The sequence below is a fragment of the Erwinia sp. 2186 genome (assembly GCF_057812255.1).
In genome coordinates, this window is the sequence record NZ_CM173824.1 from 2,300,964 (window position 1) to 2,316,503 (window position 15,540).

The 15,540-nt window shown below is 53.7% G+C and carries 15 protein-coding genes; 7 read left to right on the top strand and 8 right to left on the bottom strand.

Features of this window, described 5'->3' with window-relative positions; translation table 11 throughout:
• Nucleotides 1–44 precede the first annotated feature (44 nt).
• Nucleotides 45–638 (bottom strand): GTP cyclohydrolase II, encoded by a 594-nt coding sequence (gene ribA, locus ACXKZG_RS10690; RefSeq protein WP_013202380.1) that lies wholly within the window; start codon nucleotides 636–638, stop codon nucleotides 45–47.
• Nucleotides 639–868: 230 nt separating this feature from the next.
• On the opposite strand from ribA, the gene pgpB reads away from it, so the two are divergent.
• From pgpB to yciH, 5 genes are all read left to right on the top strand, one after another.
• On the top strand, nucleotides 869–1,630 hold the full coding sequence (pgpB, locus tag ACXKZG_RS10695) for a phosphatidylglycerophosphatase B (RefSeq protein ID WP_134824259.1): 762 nt from the start codon (nucleotides 869–871) through the stop codon (nucleotides 1,628–1,630).
• 143 nt (nucleotides 1,631–1,773) lie between these two features.
• Complete coding sequence (locus tag ACXKZG_RS10700) at nucleotides 1,774–2,082, top strand: LapA family protein (RefSeq protein ID WP_013202378.1); 309 nt, start codon at nucleotides 1,774–1,776, stop codon at nucleotides 2,080–2,082.
• A gap of 6 nt (nucleotides 2,083–2,088) precedes the next feature.
• Nucleotides 2,089–3,258 (top strand): lipopolysaccharide assembly protein LapB, encoded by a 1,170-nt coding sequence (lapB, locus tag ACXKZG_RS10705; RefSeq protein WP_013202377.1) that lies wholly within the window; start codon nucleotides 2,089–2,091, stop codon nucleotides 3,256–3,258.
• A 222-nt stretch (nucleotides 3,259–3,480) separates the two neighbouring features.
• Complete coding sequence (pyrF, locus tag ACXKZG_RS10710; protein ID WP_134824257.1) at nucleotides 3,481–4,197, top strand: orotidine-5'-phosphate decarboxylase; 717 nt, start codon at nucleotides 3,481–3,483, stop codon at nucleotides 4,195–4,197.
• On the top strand, nucleotides 4,197–4,523 hold the full coding sequence (gene yciH / locus ACXKZG_RS10715) for a stress response translation initiation inhibitor YciH (RefSeq protein WP_134824256.1): 327 nt from the start codon (nucleotides 4,197–4,199) through the stop codon (nucleotides 4,521–4,523). Before pyrF ends, yciH begins: the two co-directional genes overlap by 1 nt.
• Before the next feature lie 116 nt (nucleotides 4,524–4,639).
• Here the strand turns inward: yciH and osmB are convergent, their stop codons facing one another.
• From osmB to ACXKZG_RS10730, 3 genes are all read right to left on the bottom strand, one after another.
• Nucleotides 4,640–4,858 (bottom strand): osmotically-inducible lipoprotein OsmB, encoded by a 219-nt coding sequence (osmB, locus tag ACXKZG_RS10720; RefSeq protein ID WP_013202374.1) that lies wholly within the window; start codon nucleotides 4,856–4,858, stop codon nucleotides 4,640–4,642.
• 381 nt (nucleotides 4,859–5,239) lie between these two features.
• The gene (locus tag ACXKZG_RS10725; RefSeq protein ID WP_488876167.1) at nucleotides 5,240–5,614 is read right to left on the bottom strand and encodes a hypothetical protein; all 375 of its coding nucleotides are present in this window, start codon (nucleotides 5,612–5,614) and stop codon (nucleotides 5,240–5,242) included.
• Nucleotides 5,615–5,651: 37 nt separating this feature from the next.
• Nucleotides 5,652–6,629, bottom strand: a complete 978-nt coding sequence (locus tag ACXKZG_RS10730) for a hypothetical protein (RefSeq protein ID WP_488876168.1) — start codon at nucleotides 6,627–6,629, stop codon at nucleotides 5,652–5,654.
• 479 nt (nucleotides 6,630–7,108) lie between these two features.
• Here ACXKZG_RS10730 and araD point away from each other — a divergent pair, with 479 nt between their 5' ends.
• Both araD and ACXKZG_RS10740 read left to right on the top strand, forming a co-directional pair.
• On the top strand, nucleotides 7,109–7,810 hold the full coding sequence (araD, locus tag ACXKZG_RS10735; protein ID WP_013202371.1) for an L-ribulose-5-phosphate 4-epimerase: 702 nt from the start codon (nucleotides 7,109–7,111) through the stop codon (nucleotides 7,808–7,810).
• 199 nt (nucleotides 7,811–8,009) lie between these two features.
• The gene (locus ACXKZG_RS10740; protein ID WP_013202370.1) at nucleotides 8,010–8,879 is read left to right on the top strand and encodes a crotonase/enoyl-CoA hydratase family protein; all 870 of its coding nucleotides are present in this window, start codon (nucleotides 8,010–8,012) and stop codon (nucleotides 8,877–8,879) included.
• On the opposite strand, the gene pdeR is transcribed toward ACXKZG_RS10740, so the two are convergent.
• The 4 genes from pdeR to ACXKZG_RS10760 form a co-directional block, all read right to left on the bottom strand.
• Complete coding sequence (pdeR, locus tag ACXKZG_RS10745) at nucleotides 8,876–10,858, bottom strand: cyclic di-GMP phosphodiesterase (protein ID WP_013202369.1); 1,983 nt, start codon at nucleotides 10,856–10,858, stop codon at nucleotides 8,876–8,878. The two genes, ACXKZG_RS10740 and pdeR, sit on opposite strands and share 4 nt — an antisense overlap.
• 159 nt (nucleotides 10,859–11,017) lie before the next feature.
• A complete protein-coding gene (locus ACXKZG_RS10750) occupies nucleotides 11,018–11,308 on the bottom strand; it encodes a YbdD/YjiX family protein (protein ID WP_013202368.1) in 291 nt (96 codons plus the stop codon).
• Entirely contained in the window at nucleotides 11,301–13,367 is a 2,067-nt protein-coding gene (locus tag ACXKZG_RS10755; protein ID WP_265910613.1) for a carbon starvation CstA family protein, read from the bottom strand. The genes ACXKZG_RS10750 and ACXKZG_RS10755 overlap by 8 nt, the downstream gene beginning before the upstream one ends.
• A gap of 177 nt (nucleotides 13,368–13,544) precedes the next feature.
• Nucleotides 13,545–15,485 carry an exoribonuclease II gene (locus ACXKZG_RS10760; RefSeq protein ID WP_013202366.1) on the bottom strand — a complete coding sequence of 647 codons (1,941 nt, stop codon included), beginning with the start codon at nucleotides 15,483–15,485 and terminating at the stop codon, nucleotides 13,545–13,547.
• Nucleotides 15,486–15,540: the final 55 nt, after the last annotated feature.

Here is a 15,540-nt window from a genome sequence, read left to right on the forward strand (position 1 = left end):
AAAGGGCCGATCTCAGTCGGCCCTTTTTTTGTGCTAATCGCGGCTCAGTCTTTTGACAGCAGATGGCCCATTTTGGCCGCCTTGGTATCCAGATAGTGCGCGTTTTCGGGATTACGCCCGACGATCAGCGGGACGCGTTCAACGATGTTGATCCCGGCTTCGCTGAGGATCTCAACTTTCCGCGGATTATTGGTCAGCAGACGCACTTCGTTCACGCCTAACAGCTTGAACATATCGGCGCACAGGGTGAAGTCGCGTTCATCAGCAGCAAAGCCAAGCTGGTGGTTAGCTTCAACCGTGTCATAGCCTTTATCCTGCAAGGCATAGGCGCGGATCTTGTTTAGCAAACCAATATTGCGTCCTTCCTGACGATGGTAGAGCAGCACGCCCCGTCCTTCTTCGGCGATGTGGTTCAGCGCAGCTTCAAGCTGGAAGCCACAGTCACAACGCAGGCTGAACAGCGCATCGCCGGTCAGACATTCGGAATGTACGCGAGCAAGTACCGCATCGCTGTTGGTAATATCTCCATAAACCAGTGCCACATGATCGTGACCGGTTGCCAGTTCTTCAAAACCAACCATCAGGAAATCTCCCCATGGCGTGGGCAGTTTGGCTTCTGCTACCCGTTTAAGCTGCATGTGACTCTCCAGAACCATCAAGTGTTGCGCTATCATCATGGTAGCGCGCTGTCAGCAAACTGACACAATTCATAACGCTTATTTTGCCACAATCAGGGCGAAGGCGGTTAACGAGTTAGAGCGATTGTAGTGATACCGCACAATTATCACCTTGTCAGTCAGTATGTTATTATTTTTTATCATAAACTTATCTTGTTTTGATCAAACACCCGGTCCAGTAAAGGATGACTATGAGAGAAATTGCGCTGCGCACCACATTGGGTGCACTGATATTGCTTATTATGCCAGCAGCCGTCTGGCTATCGGGTTGGCACTGGCAACCGGTTGAAATGGGCATCGGTTATAAAATGCTGTTCTGGTTGACCGAAACGGTGACCAGCCCGTGGGGAACGCTGACCAGTGCGGTGCTGTGTGGCTGGTTTTTATGGTGCCTGCGTTTTCGTTTCAAACCGGCACTCCTGTTGCTGGTGATTGTGATTTCGGCCATTCTGGTCGGGCAGTATGCCAAGAGCTTTATAAAGGAGCAGGTGCAGGAGCCTCGTCCTTATGTTCTGTGGCTTGAACACAGTAATGGGCTTGATGAAAAAACGTTCTACGAGCAGAAACGCCCGGAACGCAGCACGCTGGTGCGCAATGCGCTGATCAACAATACGCAGTTGCCTGACTGGTTAAAGCAACATTGGGAATTTGAGACCGGTTATGCGTTTCCCTCAGGCCATACGATGTTTGCCGCCAGCTGGGCATTGCTGGGGATTGGGCTGCTCTGGCCGCGTCGCCGCATCGTCACGGTGGTGATATTAGTGGCGTGGGCCGTCGGTGTGATGGGCAGTCGACTGGTGCTGGGCATGCATTGGCCACAGGATCTGATTACCGCTACCGCGATCAGCTGGGCGCTGGTTACCCTGGCAACCTGGCTGGTGCAGCGCTATTGCGGACCGTTGACCGTGCCGCCGCAGGAAGAGCAGGAAATCGAGCAGCGCGATGCGGAGTGATTGAATTTCTGGCTTTTGTCCCCATAACTGAGGGATGTGCAGGAATTTTTCATGGTCTCCGCGTTTCCAGACGCATCGGACAAGCAACAGCGCTTTTTTTTTGGCATAATTCATCTGGTTAACACCAGACTATGGGATGGACTGTGAAATATTTGCTGATTTTTTTACTGGTATTGGTGATCTTTATCATCTCTATTACGCTTGGGGCGCACAACGATCAGGTTGTTTCATTCAACTACCTGTTAGCGCAGGGAGAATACCGCGTATCCACGCTGCTGGCCGTACTGTTTGCCGCCGGATTCTTACTTGGTTGGGCTATTTGCGGTCTCTTCTGGCTGCGCGTACGTGTTTCACTGGGCCACACTCAGCGTAAATTAAAACGCCTTCAGCAACAGCTGGGGCAGGCAGAAGAGACCGTGACAGTGTCACAAGTCCCTGCCGTTAAGGAATAATCTCTTATGTTGGAACTGCTGTTTCTGTTATTACCTGTTGCCGCCGCCTACGGCTGGTATATGGGGCGCCGTAGCGCGCAACAGGACAAGCAACAGGAAGCAAGCCGCCTGTCACGCGATTATGTGGCGGGCGTTAACTTCCTGCTCTCCAATCAGCAGGACAAAGCGGTCGATCTGTTCCTTGATATGCTGAAAGAGGACAGTGGCACCGTTGAAGCGCACCTGACGTTAGGCAACCTTTTCCGCTCGCGTGGCGAAGTTGACCGCGCTATCCGTATCCACCAGGCATTAATGGAAAGTGCCTCACTCACTTACGATCAGCGCCTGTTAGCGGTACAACAGCTGGGCCGCGACTATATGGCCGCCGGCTTTTACGATCGTGCAGAAGAGATGTTCAGCCAGCTGGTGGATGAAACGGATTTCCGCGTGGGTGCCTTACAACAGCTGTTGATCATCCATCAGGCAACCAGCGACTGGCCTAAAGCGATTGAAGTGGCCGAGCGACTGGTGAAGCTGGGCAAAGATAAGCAGCGGATGGAAATTGCGCATTTCTATTGCGAACTGGCCTTGCAGGCAATGGGCAGTGACGATCTCGATCGCGCAATGGGCCTGCTGCGGAAGGGTGAGTCAGCCGACCGGCAGAGCGCACGCGTGTCAATCATGATGGGCCGTATCCATATGGCCAAAGGCGAGTATGCCAAAGCCGTTGGCCACCTGCAGCGCGTGCTTGAGCAGGATAAAGAGCTGGTCAGTGAAACGCTGGAAATGCTGGAAACCTGTTATCAGCAGCTCGATCAGCCGAATGCCTGGGCAGAGTACCTCAAGCGTTGCGTGGAAGAGAATACCGGAGCGGCGGCAGAGCTGTACCTGTCTGATGTGATTGAACATGACGAGGGCGGGGAAGTGGCTCAGTTGTATATCAATCGTCAGCTTCAGCGCCATCCGACGATGCGGGTGTTCCATCGTTTGATGGATTATCACCTGCATGAAGCGGAAGATGGCAGGGCGAAAGAGAGCCTGATGGTGCTGCGTGATATGGTTGGCGAGCAAATCCGCACCAAGCCCCGTTATCGCTGCCACAAATGTGGCTTCACCGCCCATGCACTTTACTGGCATTGTCCTTCATGCCGTGCGTGGTCTTCGGTAAAACCTATTCGCGGTCTCGACGGCCAGTAACCCGTAATTGGGTCACTGGCCTGTTTTACACCCCGACTTTAGTTACAACATACTAAATAATATTATTAATAAGATACCTGTGGCATCGGCGTTGTTTGCGGCCTGGCAGGGGAGACTGACGAAAACTGACGCGCCAACCTGTGATTTTGGCGGTGTCGCAGGTAGAATGCTTGCCGTTTATCTCTTGTGCCAAAGGCGCATCACTCTTCAGAGGGCTCTTCTATGCAATCACTTTCGGTCACCGGTTCCCCCATTCTGGTCGCGCTGGATTATAACGATCGCGCTGCCGCTATGGCTTTTGTGGATCGAATTGACCCACAGAGCTGCCGGTTGAAAGTAGGCAAAGAGATGTTCACCCTTTTCGGACCTGAGCTGGTGAAAGACCTGCACAAGCGGGGTTTTGACGTCTTCCTCGACCTGAAATTCCACGATATCCCTAATACTACCGCGCACGCCGTTGCGGCGGCCGCAGAGCTGGGTGTCTGGATGGTCAATGTCCACGCCAGCGGCGGAGCGCGGATGATGACCGCCGCGCGTGAGGCGCTTCTGCCTTTTGGCAAAGATGCGCCGCAGCTGATTGCCGTCACCGTGCTGACCAGCATGGAGGCTTCAGACCTGAAAGATATTGGTATCGATGCGTCCCCGGCTGACCATGCCGAGCGTTTAGCGCGTCTGACCCAGCATTGCGGGCTGGACGGTGTGGTTTGCTCAGCGCATGAAGCGGTTCGCTTTAAACAGGCTTTTGGCTCAGACTTCAAGCTGGTGACGCCGGGGATTCGTCCTGCAGGCAGCGACGCGGGCGACCAGCGTCGGATCATGACGCCGCAACAGGCGCAGCAGGCTGGCGTGGATTATATGGTGATCGGGCGTCCAATTACCCAATCGGCCGATCCGCAAGCCACGCTGAAAACCATTCTTGCATCATTACAGGAGGCATAATGGCCGATAATAACAGTCGCCTCGTTTACTCGACGGAGTCAGGCCGTATTGATGAGCCTAAGCAGGAAGTCCAGCGGCCTAAGGGCGACGGCATCGTGCGGCTGCAACGGCAAACCAGCGGCAGAAAGGGCAAGGGTGTTTGCCTGATTACCGGGCTGGAGATGAATGATGTAGAAATCGAAAAGCTGGCGGCGGAATTGAAGAAAAAATGTGGCTGCGGCGGCTCGGTGAAAGAGGGCGTGATTGAAATACAGGGCGACAAGCGCGACCTGTTAAAAACGTTACTTGAAGCAAAGGGTTTGAAGGTGAAGCTGGCAGGAGGCTGAAGCGACATCGTTGCAGCACTCCCCCTAAGGCGGGTCATCTTAAGCCATATTAAAGGCCGCGAATTTCGCGGCCTTTTGCTGTAGATGCATTGCATAGTCTGAATTTATTATGGTTATTATTTGCTGATTTGGTGGCCGATAATACCACCAACAGCGGCACCACCCACGGTACCCAGTCCGCTACCGTTGGACAGAATATTTCCGCCAATAGCACCAGCACCAGCACCAATTGCCGTATTACGATCGCGTTTAGACCAGTTCGAGCATGCGCTCAGTGAAAGCACCAGAGTTGCGGCTAACACGCCAGCGGTAATACGTTTTGCGGTCATTGACATCATCAATTCTCCTTAATGTCTTTTACAGAGATATCTTTCTCAGTATAGCGTCTGCTTTGCGTTGAAGGCCCAATCCGGGCATATTTATGAGTGGTTTATCTCACTTAAAGGAAATTAACCGCTATAAAAAATGCTGTGCATAGCCCGCAGTTGGAACGCAATTAATCGCTGACAACAGAGCGGATATAGATAGAAGTCTAACTATAACCTCGGGTTCTATTGCCTTTCTGTATTGTATTCACCGCTGATCATCTTCACAGGTAAAAAATCCTAAATGCTTAGACATTTCTGGTCCTAAAACGCATTTCCCTGAACCATCCAGTTTCCGCCATCAAATCGCGCACCCCGTTCCCTGAGATGCATGGCCACTGAAACGCTCTGTTAACGGTCGTTTCGTTGCGCTAACCTGGCATGTTTAACGACCTCATCACCCACCGTCAGCGTCAATACCCGATCGCCCTGATACCAGCGTCCGTTCTGCGGCTTCCAGCCCTCTGCCAGCAGACGTTCGGCAGTGTCACTGATTGGCTGCCCGATCATCGCATCAATCTCTTCAGGTTGCGTCTGCCGTGAGGCGTTCTGCGCCTTGGTTTTATGGATATCGCAGCTCACGCCATCGGTCATCTGCGTACAGCCGCTTGCCTCAAGCTGAGCGCGATATTTAGCACTGATGGCATAGGCTGGCCCGGCAGACATTGCGGTAATCGCCAGGATCAACAGCGCGCGTGAAAGGTAACGGCTTGGGATGTGGGTCATTTTGTACCTCGGTTTATTGCATTCAGTTAATCAGCAATCAGAGACCATGCGCACGGCCATTAGGGCTGTTATGGGCTGATGCCTGGGCATTCTCTGCGCCACGACCCTGATGGCCAATGCTTCCTTTGTTATGGCCCGCTTTGTCGTGGCGGTTACCTGTGTGGCTAATCTGGAAGGCTGAGACGTAAGGAACCGCCACCTGTACGCCGGGAATCGTCGCAGCAAGTTGCGCGGCGGTTGTTACCTGCGTAACGCCGTTGATCGTTACTGAAACCTGCGTTGACGGGTTTAGGGTTGATGCCGCGACGTTGATAGTTGGCACGCGCTGGTTAACTGCAACAGGTGCAACCGGCGTTTTTTGTAATACTGTCATATAGACATTGATGCGGGTTGGCGTTCGCTGTGGTACCGACTGAGGCACGGCCTGCGGTACTAAAGGCTGCAATTGCGCGATCGGCGTTTGTTGCTGGATCTGCGGAGTAGTCTGTGGCACGGCTTGCGGTACTGAAGGCTGCAATTGCGCGATCGGCGTTTGTTGCTGGATCTGCGGAGTAGTCTGCGGCACGGCCTGCGGTACTGAAGGCTGCAATTGAGCGACCGGCGTTTGTTGTTGGATCTGTGGAGTAGTCTGCGGCACGCTTTGCAGTACTGATGGCTGCAACTGAGCAACTGGTGTTTTTTGTTGTATCTGTGGCGTGGCCTGTGGAATTGCCTGCGGAACATTCATCCGCTGTGGTACTGATTGCACCATTGCAACAGGAGTTTTCTGCGGTGTGCGTTGTGGTGAAATCTGCGGCACCTGTGGCTGTTTTGATGGAACTGCGTCAGGAGTTGCGTAGCCTACGCCCTGGGTATTTTTAGCATTGATGTATGAATTGCCAAAATTGTTGTTAATTGAATCAGACAACGCGCCACCTGTTAAACCAGTGAGTGACGGTGATTCTGGTGCCGCAACAGCAGCAAAGGTTGAAACAGTGGCAACAGCCAGGGCGAGCATTTTGATACTGGTTTTCATTTTCAGGTATTCCGTAATTTGGGTTTGTGCGCATTCATGACGGTCAGATTCCCCATTTCACGGTAATAACAGGGCATCAAAATCTAACCGGAACTTATTTCACTGCCCGGAAAAAGCCCCCTGATACCTGCCAGGCATTCAGGGGGAAAGCTCACCAGGAATGAAAACGATGGAAACAATGTCGGAATGGAATCGACATGCCATTTCTCGTCGGTGCGCAAATTACGCCGTTTAGGATTGGTTTAAGTTGATATAAATCAATCGCGAGTGGAAACGATTACACTCGTAAAGTAATGTCTTATTTTGTAAAGAGAAAAATGTTTACGCACTGTTTTTGATTATTCGTGCGCAGAGGGGATCCCTGTTGTTCACGCATTTACTGGCCTACAGCGAGTTCCTGCCGGGCATCCAGCGAATAGCTCCATACCCAGTCCGTAAGTCGCGGGGGAAAATGGAGAAAATGGGGCTGGAGAAGAAAAATGTTAGAACAGTTAAAACAACAGGTACTGGAAGCCAATCTGGCGCTGCCAAAACACGGTCTGGTGGTCTTTACCTGGGGTAACGTCAGTGCGCTGGATCGCGACAGTGGGCTGATGGTGATTAAACCGTCGGGTGTCAGCTATGACGTTATGCAGCGTGACGATATGGTGGTGGTTAACGTCGCCACGGGGGAGGTGGTTGAAGGCAACAAACGACCTTCGTCTGATACGGATACCCATCGCGCACTTTATCAGGCCTGGCCTGAGGTAGGCAGTATCGTCCATACCCATTCCCGCCATGCGACGATCTGGGCCCAGTCTGGCCGGGATATTCCTGCCTGGGGAACCACCCATGCGGATGATTTCTATGGCGCCATTCCCTGCACCCGACAAATGACGCCTGAAGAGATTCAGACGCGATACGAGTGGGAAACCGGGCAAGTGATTATCGAAACCTTCCAGCAGCGTGAAATCGATCCGCTGGCGGTTCCTGCGGTGCTGGTGAATTCGCATGGGCCATTCTGTTGGGGCAAAACAGCAGATGAGGCCGTTCACTCAGCCGTGGTGTTGGAAGAAGTGGCCTACATGGGGATCTTCAGTCAGCAACTCACGGCCAACCTGCCTGCCATCCAGCAACCACTGCTGGATAATCACTATTTGCGTAAGCACGGCACTAACGCCTGGTATGGTCAGAAAAAATAATTTTATCAGGCCCGTTAACGTAATTCAGGCAAACGTTTTGTCTGAATTACGGTCTGGCAATATTTAGCACTATTTTTCGCTTGACTGCTCATCCTGCCCACCTGTTTTATCTTAAAAATCAAAACCAGATTTTGTGATTACCCGCTCTGGATTACGCTGGAACCGCGCTTAAGCGCTCCCATAACCAGAGGATATGATAATGACAGTAATTAATCAGACTACATGCAGGTTGTTTAGCGAAGTTGGACAAACCACACAGCTCTCCGCGTACTACGAGGAAGGGCGTCGCACCATGTGGATGTTACTTCGCGCGCAACCGCGTCCAAGCTTCAATCACGAGCTGATCGAAGAGATCATGAACCTCAGTTATGCCGCTCAGCGTTCTGGCTTACCCATCGACTTTTGGGTGACCGGTTCGCTGGTTCCGACGATGTTTAACGCCGGTGGCGATCTGCGGTTCTTTGTTGAATCGATTAAAAATGGACGGCGTGAAGCACTGAGGGCGTATGCCCGGGCCTGCGTGGACTGCATCCATGCCGCCGCACGCGGCTTTGATACCGGCGCAGTCAGTATTGCCATGATTGAAGGCAGCGCTTTGGGTGGTGGCTTCGAGGCTGCATTGGCCCACCACTTTATCCTGGCGCAAAACACCGCCCGCATGGGCTTCCCGGAAATTGCGTTCAACCTGTTTCCTGGCATGGGGGGCTATTCACTGGTCGCCCGTCGTTCAGGGATGAAACTGGCGGAAGAGCTGATCTGTGAAGGGGAGTCCCATACCGCCGAATGGTTTGAACAACGTGGACTGGTCGATAAGCTGTTCCAGCCGGGTGATGGTTACCAGGCGACGCGTACGTTTATCGACACCATGAAGCCAAAACTGAACGGCGTGAAGGCGATGCTGAAAGCGCGTCAGCGTGTGTTACAGCTGACGCGCGCAGAGCTGATGGATATCACGGAAGACTGGGTAGACTTCGCGTTCACCATTGAACCGAAAGATATTGCCTATATGGAGCGTCTGGTGCAGTTGCAGAACCGTCACAGTGCGCAGGTTTTACGTAAAGTCGGCTAAGCGTTAGTCCGGTTCGCCAGCCAATGCTCGATATCGTCGGCGGGCATGGGTCTGGCATATAAATAACCCTGGCGGGTATCCACACCACTCGCCAGGACAAAGGCCTCTTCCTCTTTAGTTTCGATCCCTTCAGCAATAACCTGCAAATCCAGCGCCTTCGCCACCGCCACAATCGCCTTAACTAATGACTGCGATACGGGCTGATCGTTTACGTTGCGGACAAAACTCTGGTCGAGCTTAATTGCATCGATAGGCACGCGAGCCAGTTGCGAAAGCGAGGAATATCCGGTGCCGAAGTCGTCGAGATGCACCTCTGCGCCCAGCTGCTGGAACTGCAACATCAACGCCAGCGCCTTTTCTTCATTTTCGATCAGGCAACTTTCAGTCAGTTCAATATCAATCGGGCAGCGTGACAGATTCAACTGCTCCAGCGCCAGTTTCAGATCGGTATAAATACTCTGATCGGTCAGCTGACGGGCGGAGACATTCACCGCCACGCGTAAATCGATGCCTTTCTCCCGCCAGCGAACGACCTGTTCAAGCGCAGTCAGCATCACCCAGCGACCGAGCGGCACAATTAATCCCGACTCTTCGGCATAAGAGATAAAATCACCTGGTGGCACCAGACCACGTTCCGGCGAAAGCCAGCGCACCAGCGCCTCCACGCTTTTCACCTCGCCATTTCCGTCAACTTTTGGCTGATAATGGATAATCAGCTGATTCTGATCCAGCGCTTTGCGCAGGTTGGTATCCAGCCATAGATATTCAAATACCCGTTGGTTCATTTCGGCAGAGAAGATGCAGAATTTACCACGACCATTTTCTTTGGCTGTATACATGGCGGTGTCAGCATTGCGCATCAGGCTTTCTTTATCTTCGCCGTGCTGCGGGCTGACCGCGATGCCAATGGAGCAACCTGAATAGACTTCAATCAGGCCGATACGGAACGGCTGTTTCAGACGATCGAGGATGCGCGATGCCATCGCTTCCAGTGAAGCCTGACTGGCGGCGGTGGCCAGCACGATGAATTCATCACCGCCCAGGCGAGCCAGGGTCTGATCTTTATCCAGACAGCTTAAAATCGCCAGCGAGACCGCCTGCAACAGCTGATCGCCAAACATGTGCCCGTAGGCATCGTTGACCTTCTTAAAGTTGTCGAGGTCGAGATAGACGATGCCAATCTGCTGCTCAACACGCTGTTCCAGCGCCTCAGCGATAGCGTGGTTAATCGCATTGCGGTTTGGCAGGCCGGTAATGGTGTCGGTATTCGCCAGCACGCGCAGGCGCTCCTGAGCGCGACGTTCTTCAGTAATGTCTGTCCCTGAGCAGATCAGGTAGATCTCATTTTTCCCGCTGCCGCTGTGGACAAATTTATTGCGGAACAGGAACAGGCGCTGGCCCTTTTTGGTTTTGATCCAGCGTTCAACTTCGTAAGAGCTGCCATCGCGGAAAAAGCCGCTGATATTACGGCGGGACGACGAGGCTTCCTGCTTGGTCATAAACAGCTGGAACACATTACGGCCAATGACTTCTTGTTCTTTCAGGCCGGTATATTCTTCGCTCAATCGATTAAAGCGCTGAATGTTGCCGCGCTGATCGACAATCACAATCACCGAATTGGCTTCAGAAACCACCTGTTCGGCAAATGAGAGTCCCAGTACCAGATCGCGCGCCACGGCGGAGGTATCTCCCCACGCAGACGCGCTGCCGGCCCATGAGGTTTGGTTAACTCTTCTGCCGACCAGATGCATAGAAAGAGGCTCACCGTACAGGGACAGTGTCAGGTTAACGCTGGACGTAATTACCGTCATGCTGCGGATCAGGCTGGCCTGTGGGCCAGTCAGCGCCACGGCGATATGTGTACTTGCCTGTTCATCCTCAGCAAAAAGGAGTGCATCGCTGTCTGCCATTAAACGCCAATGAGGGCTGGTGGTACCAAAATAGGTATAAAGTAATGATTGCCCCGGTTCATCGGTCATCTGGTGTCTCCTTGAGGGATGCAATGAAGGCTGTATCTTCTTATTTTAGCAACAGTATTCGGCAACCAGTATAATCTCAAGGTGTATCTCAGATATATTTTTCGAGCAGAAATTAACGGGGAGAATAAAATGCCCCGATCTGGCGATCGGGGGCGTGGATTAGCAGGGGCATTTGCCTAACTTCCCAGCTTTGCTCGGGAAGCGGGCATCAAGACAGTAGCGATGAAACTCTTTCTCTGTCATAGGTTTAGTCTGAGGATGTTGCTGATTCATGTGCCGAAGATAACCAGGATAATCCTGTACGCCCACCATCAGACGGAAGGTTTGCGCCACACGTGACATAAGAAGGCGTAACGTTAATTTCTCTGGTGATTTTGTGCTATTCATCGCCAGGCAGCGATAAATGATCAGAGAACGTCGTTTAGGTATCGCATAAATAGCATCAGACATGGCGAGCCTCACTGCGCAAGGAAACGGCGGTTTCGTGAGTGGTCGGTGTTGCGCTGTTCAGCGCGCGACGGATCACGAAGAAGGCAGAAATCAACATTGTCACCGCCACCAGCATAAAGAAGGCGCAGAGCGCGGCGTTGATTTGATTGCTGAAGACGATGGTTTGCATATCTGCCACGGATTTTGCCGGGGCAATAATGATGCCGTTATCGATCCCTTTAGAGAACTTATTGGCCTGCGCCAGGAAACCAATGCTCGGCTTCTCATGGAAAATCTTCTGCCAGCCCGCGGTCATCGAGGTGATAAACAGCCAGACGGTCGGCAGGATGGTCACCCAGGCATAACGCTGCTTCTTCATTTTGAACAACACCACGGTGCCGAGGATCAACGCCATCGACGCCAGCATCTGGTTACCAATGCCGAACAGCGGCCACAGCGTGTTGATGCCGCCCAGCGGATCGACCACGCCCTGATAAACGAAGAAGCCCCAGCCGGCCACCGCCACCGTAGTGCCGGCCATATTGCCTAACCAGGAACGGTTGTTGGCCAATGAAGGCACCACCACGCCGACCAAATCCTGCACCATAAAACGACAGGCGCGCGTGCCGGCATCGACCGCGGTAAGAATAAACAGCGCTTCGAACAGGATTGCGAAGTGATACCAGAACGCCATCATCACCCGGCTGTTAAACACTTCGGTAATGATATGCGCCATGCCTACCGCGAAGGTTGGCGCACCGCCGGCACGTGAGAGGATAGTGCTTTCGCCTACGTCCCGGGCAATGCCGGTCAGCATTTCAGGCGTCACCACAAAGCCCCAGCTGTTGATCGCCTGGGAGGCGGTTTCCACCGTGGTGCCAATTAATGCGGCGGGTGAGTTCATCGCGAAGTACACGCCCGGTTCAATCACCGAGGCGCAAATCAACGCCATGATGGCCACGAAAGACTCCATCAGCATCGCGCCGTAGCCGATAAAACGAATATGGCTCTCACGCTCAATCAGCTTCGGCGTGGTCCCGCTGGAAACCAGCGCATGGAACCCGGAGATCGCGCCGCAGGCGATGGTGATAAACAGGAACGGGAACAAGGCACCGGAAAACACCGGGCCGCTACCGTCGATAAAGCGGGTTACCGCCGGCATTTTCATTTCCGGCATGGCAAACAGAATCCCAACCGCGAGGCCCGCAATAACGCCTATTTTCAGGAAGGTAGACAGATAATCACGCGGCGCCAGTAAAAGCCACACCGGCAGAACCGAAGCAATAAAGCCGTAAATAACCAGCACCCAGGTCAGGGTCGTGCCTTTCAGCGTGAAGAACGGTCCCCAGTAGGGATGTTGCGCGATATCACCGCCATAGATAATCGCTGCCATCATCAGCACAAAGCCAATCAGTGACACTTCCGCGATTTTTCCGGGGCGAATAAAACGCATATAAATGCCCATAAACAGCGCAATCGGGATGGTTGCCGCGATGGTGAACAATCCCCACGGACTGTTTGCCAGCGCCTTAACCACCACCAGCGCGAGGGCGGAAAGAATAATGATCATTACGCCCAACGCCCCGAGCATGGTGACCACACCGGCAAAGGCACCGAGCTCCTGTTTGGCCATTTCACCGAGCGAGCGTCCGTCTCTGCGGGTCGAGATAAACAGGATCAGGAAGTCCTGCACCGCACCGGCCATCATCACGCCCACCAGGATCCAGATGGTGCCGGGCAGAAAGCCCATCTGCGCGGCGAGGATCGGACCAACCAGCGGACCGGCACCGGCGATGGCGGCAAAATGGTGGCCGAACAGCACCCATTTATTGGTGGGAACATAATCCAGACCATCGTTATTGCGTTCTGCCGGTGTGCGGCGACGGTCGTCTAACTCAAAGATATTTTTAGCGATAAACAGGCTGTAAAAACGGTAAGCAATGCTGTAGCACGCGATGGAAGCCACCACCAACCACAATGCATTAACATGTTCGCCACGGCTGAGCGCCAGCATAGCAAACGCCCCGGCTCCGATTAACGCCACCGCTGACCAGGTGACGCCGGTTTTGACGTTTTTCATCACATTACTCCTTGCAGGATCCATAAGAAGGACTGAACAAGAACTTAAAGTAATGTAATTGTTTGTTAATGAAAGCGAAGGCAGGGAGAAGTGTGAGGCGAGAAGCTTTTTTTCTGTTGCGGAGGAGGGGAAGAGATGTCAGGTGGGATAACGGACGCTATCCCACCTGAAAAGCCGTTAGGCTACCGGGCGTGCAACCACGCTTCGGTTTTCCATACGGACTTCAGCAATGGTCACTTCGATCAAATCGGTCACGCGGTAAGCCACTTCACCTTTGATCTGCACGGTGCCATTTTCCTGGCTGCATACCAGCTCATCACGCACGGCGTGGATGAACGGTGCCGGGATAAAGGCAACCGCGCCGTTCGCCGTCAGACGGACGCGCATACCGCCGCGAGAAACGTCGATGACTTCTGCACCGAAACGCTGGTCGGTGCCCGCCGCGCTCTGCAGGAAGCGCGAGTACAGCCAGTCACCAACGTCACGTTCCGCCATGCGGTTCTGACGGCGACGTTCGCCCATCTTCACCGTGATGTCATCATTTGGACGGCGGGCTTCTTCCCCTTTGATCATCGCTTTCAGCAGGCGATGGTTGATCATATCGCCATACTTACGGATCGGTGAAGTCCAGGTGGCATACGCCTCCAGACCCAGGCCAAAGTGCGGGCCCGGCTCGGTGCTGACTTCAGCAAACGACTGGAAACGACGGATGCGGCTGTCCAGGAACTGTGTCGGCTGTGAATCCAGCTCGCGGCGCAGTTCGCGGAAACCTGACAGGGTGGCGATCGCCAGCGGATCCACTTTCAGGCCGTGGTTTTCCAGCATGGTGGCCGCCAGTTCCGCTTTCTCGGCATCAAAGCCCAGATGAATGTTGTAGATGCCGAAGCCCAGTTTCTGACGCAGCACGGTGCCGGCACAGATATTGGCGGTGATCATCGCTTCTTCCACAATGCGGTTAGCAATGCGGCGGTGCTCAGCCACGATATCCAGCACTTCGCCTTTCTCGCCCAACAGGAAGCGGAAGTCGGGGCGATCTTTGAACACCAGCGCATGGGTTTGACGCCATTCGCTGCGCGCCAGGCACAGGCGATGCAGCAGACGGATCTGCGCCGCAATCGCGTCGTTCTCAGGCTGCCATTCGCTGGCACCGTCGCTTTCCAGCCAGTCGGAGACGTTGTCGTAAGCCAGTTTCGCTTTGGACTCAATCCACGCGGCAAAGAAGTGAATCTCTTCACTCAGGGTGCCGTCTGCTGCCACGTTCACGCGGCAAGCCAGCACCGGACGGCGCTCGTTCGGGCGCAGCGAACAGATGTCATCAGACAGCTGACGCGGCAACATTGGAATGTTGAAGCCCGGCAGATAGTTAGTGAATGAACGCTCAGCGGCAATCGCATCCAGCTCGCTACCGGCAGCCACATAGGCGGTCGGATCGGCGATGGCGATGGTCAGACGCAGCGCACCGTCGGCGGCTTCTTCCACATACAGCGCATCATCCATATCTTCTGTGCTGGCGCTGTCGATGGTAACGAATTCAAGGGCAGTGAGGTCTTCACGTTCCAGCTGCTCGTCCAGCATCTCGCCGGCGGTGGCGTCTGGCGCCTCACGCTCAAGATTGTGACGGGAGAGGGTGACCCACCAGGGGGCTAAGTGATCGTCAGCCGTGGTGATAAACGCCGTCAGTTCAGCGTAGAAAGTGCGATCGCCTTTCAGCGGGTGGCGGCGCATTTCCGCCACGGCCCAGTCGCCATTCTGGAAATCATGCGTCACGTTACGATCGGCACGACACTGAATCGCGTCTTTCATCAGGGGATGATCGGGAACGATCGACAGGCGATCGTCTTTGCGCTGTACGCGGCCAACAAAACGGGTCAGGAAAGGCTCAATCAGCTTTTCCGGATCGGCAACTTCACGATCCTTATCGGTTTGCAGGACGGCGACCACGCGATCGCCGTGCATGACTTTTTTCATGAACGGCGGTGGAATGAAGTAACTTTTTTGTGCGTCGACTTCCAGGAAGCCAAAGCCTTTTTCGGTGCCTTTCACTACCCCTTCAACACGCGGCGTCTGGGAGTGGAGTTTCTCTTTGAGCTGCGCGAGCAGCGGGTTATCCTGGAACATAATCTCAACAGTTTTCGTGGCCTAAGAGCGGCAGACAGTTTTACGCGATTAACCG

Coding starts and splice junctions, on each gene's coding strand:
- ribA (WP_013202380.1), bottom strand. CDS start 638: ATGCAGCTTAAACGGGTAGCAGAAGCCAAACTGCCCACGCCATGGGGA.
- pgpB (WP_134824259.1), top strand. CDS start 869: ATGAGAGAAATTGCGCTGCGCACCACATTGGGTGCACTGATATTGCTT.
- lapB (WP_013202377.1), top strand. CDS start 2,089: ATGTTGGAACTGCTGTTTCTGTTATTACCTGTTGCCGCCGCCTACGGC.
- pyrF (WP_134824257.1), top strand. CDS start 3,481: ATGCAATCACTTTCGGTCACCGGTTCCCCCATTCTGGTCGCGCTGGAT.
- yciH (WP_134824256.1), top strand. CDS start 4,197: ATGGCCGATAATAACAGTCGCCTCGTTTACTCGACGGAGTCAGGCCGT.
- osmB (WP_013202374.1), bottom strand. CDS start 4,858: ATGTCAATGACCGCAAAACGTATTACCGCTGGCGTGTTAGCCGCAACT.
- ACXKZG_RS10725 (WP_488876167.1), bottom strand. CDS start 5,614: ATGACCCACATCCCAAGCCGTTACCTTTCACGCGCGCTGTTGATCCTG.
- ACXKZG_RS10730 (WP_488876168.1), bottom strand. CDS start 6,629: ATGAAAACCAGTATCAAAATGCTCGCCCTGGCTGTTGCCACTGTTTCA.
- araD (WP_013202371.1), top strand. CDS start 7,109: ATGTTAGAACAGTTAAAACAACAGGTACTGGAAGCCAATCTGGCGCTG.
- ACXKZG_RS10740 (WP_013202370.1), top strand. CDS start 8,010: ATGACAGTAATTAATCAGACTACATGCAGGTTGTTTAGCGAAGTTGGA.
- pdeR (WP_013202369.1), bottom strand. CDS start 10,858: ATGACCGATGAACCGGGGCAATCATTACTTTATACCTATTTTGGTACC.
- ACXKZG_RS10750 (WP_013202368.1), bottom strand. CDS start 11,308: ATGTCTGATGCTATTTATGCGATACCTAAACGACGTTCTCTGATCATT.
- ACXKZG_RS10755 (WP_265910613.1), bottom strand. CDS start 13,367: ATGAAAAACGTCAAAACCGGCGTCACCTGGTCAGCGGTGGCGTTAATC.
- ACXKZG_RS10760 (WP_013202366.1), bottom strand. CDS start 15,485: ATGTTCCAGGATAACCCGCTGCTCGCGCAGCTCAAAGAGAAACTCCAC.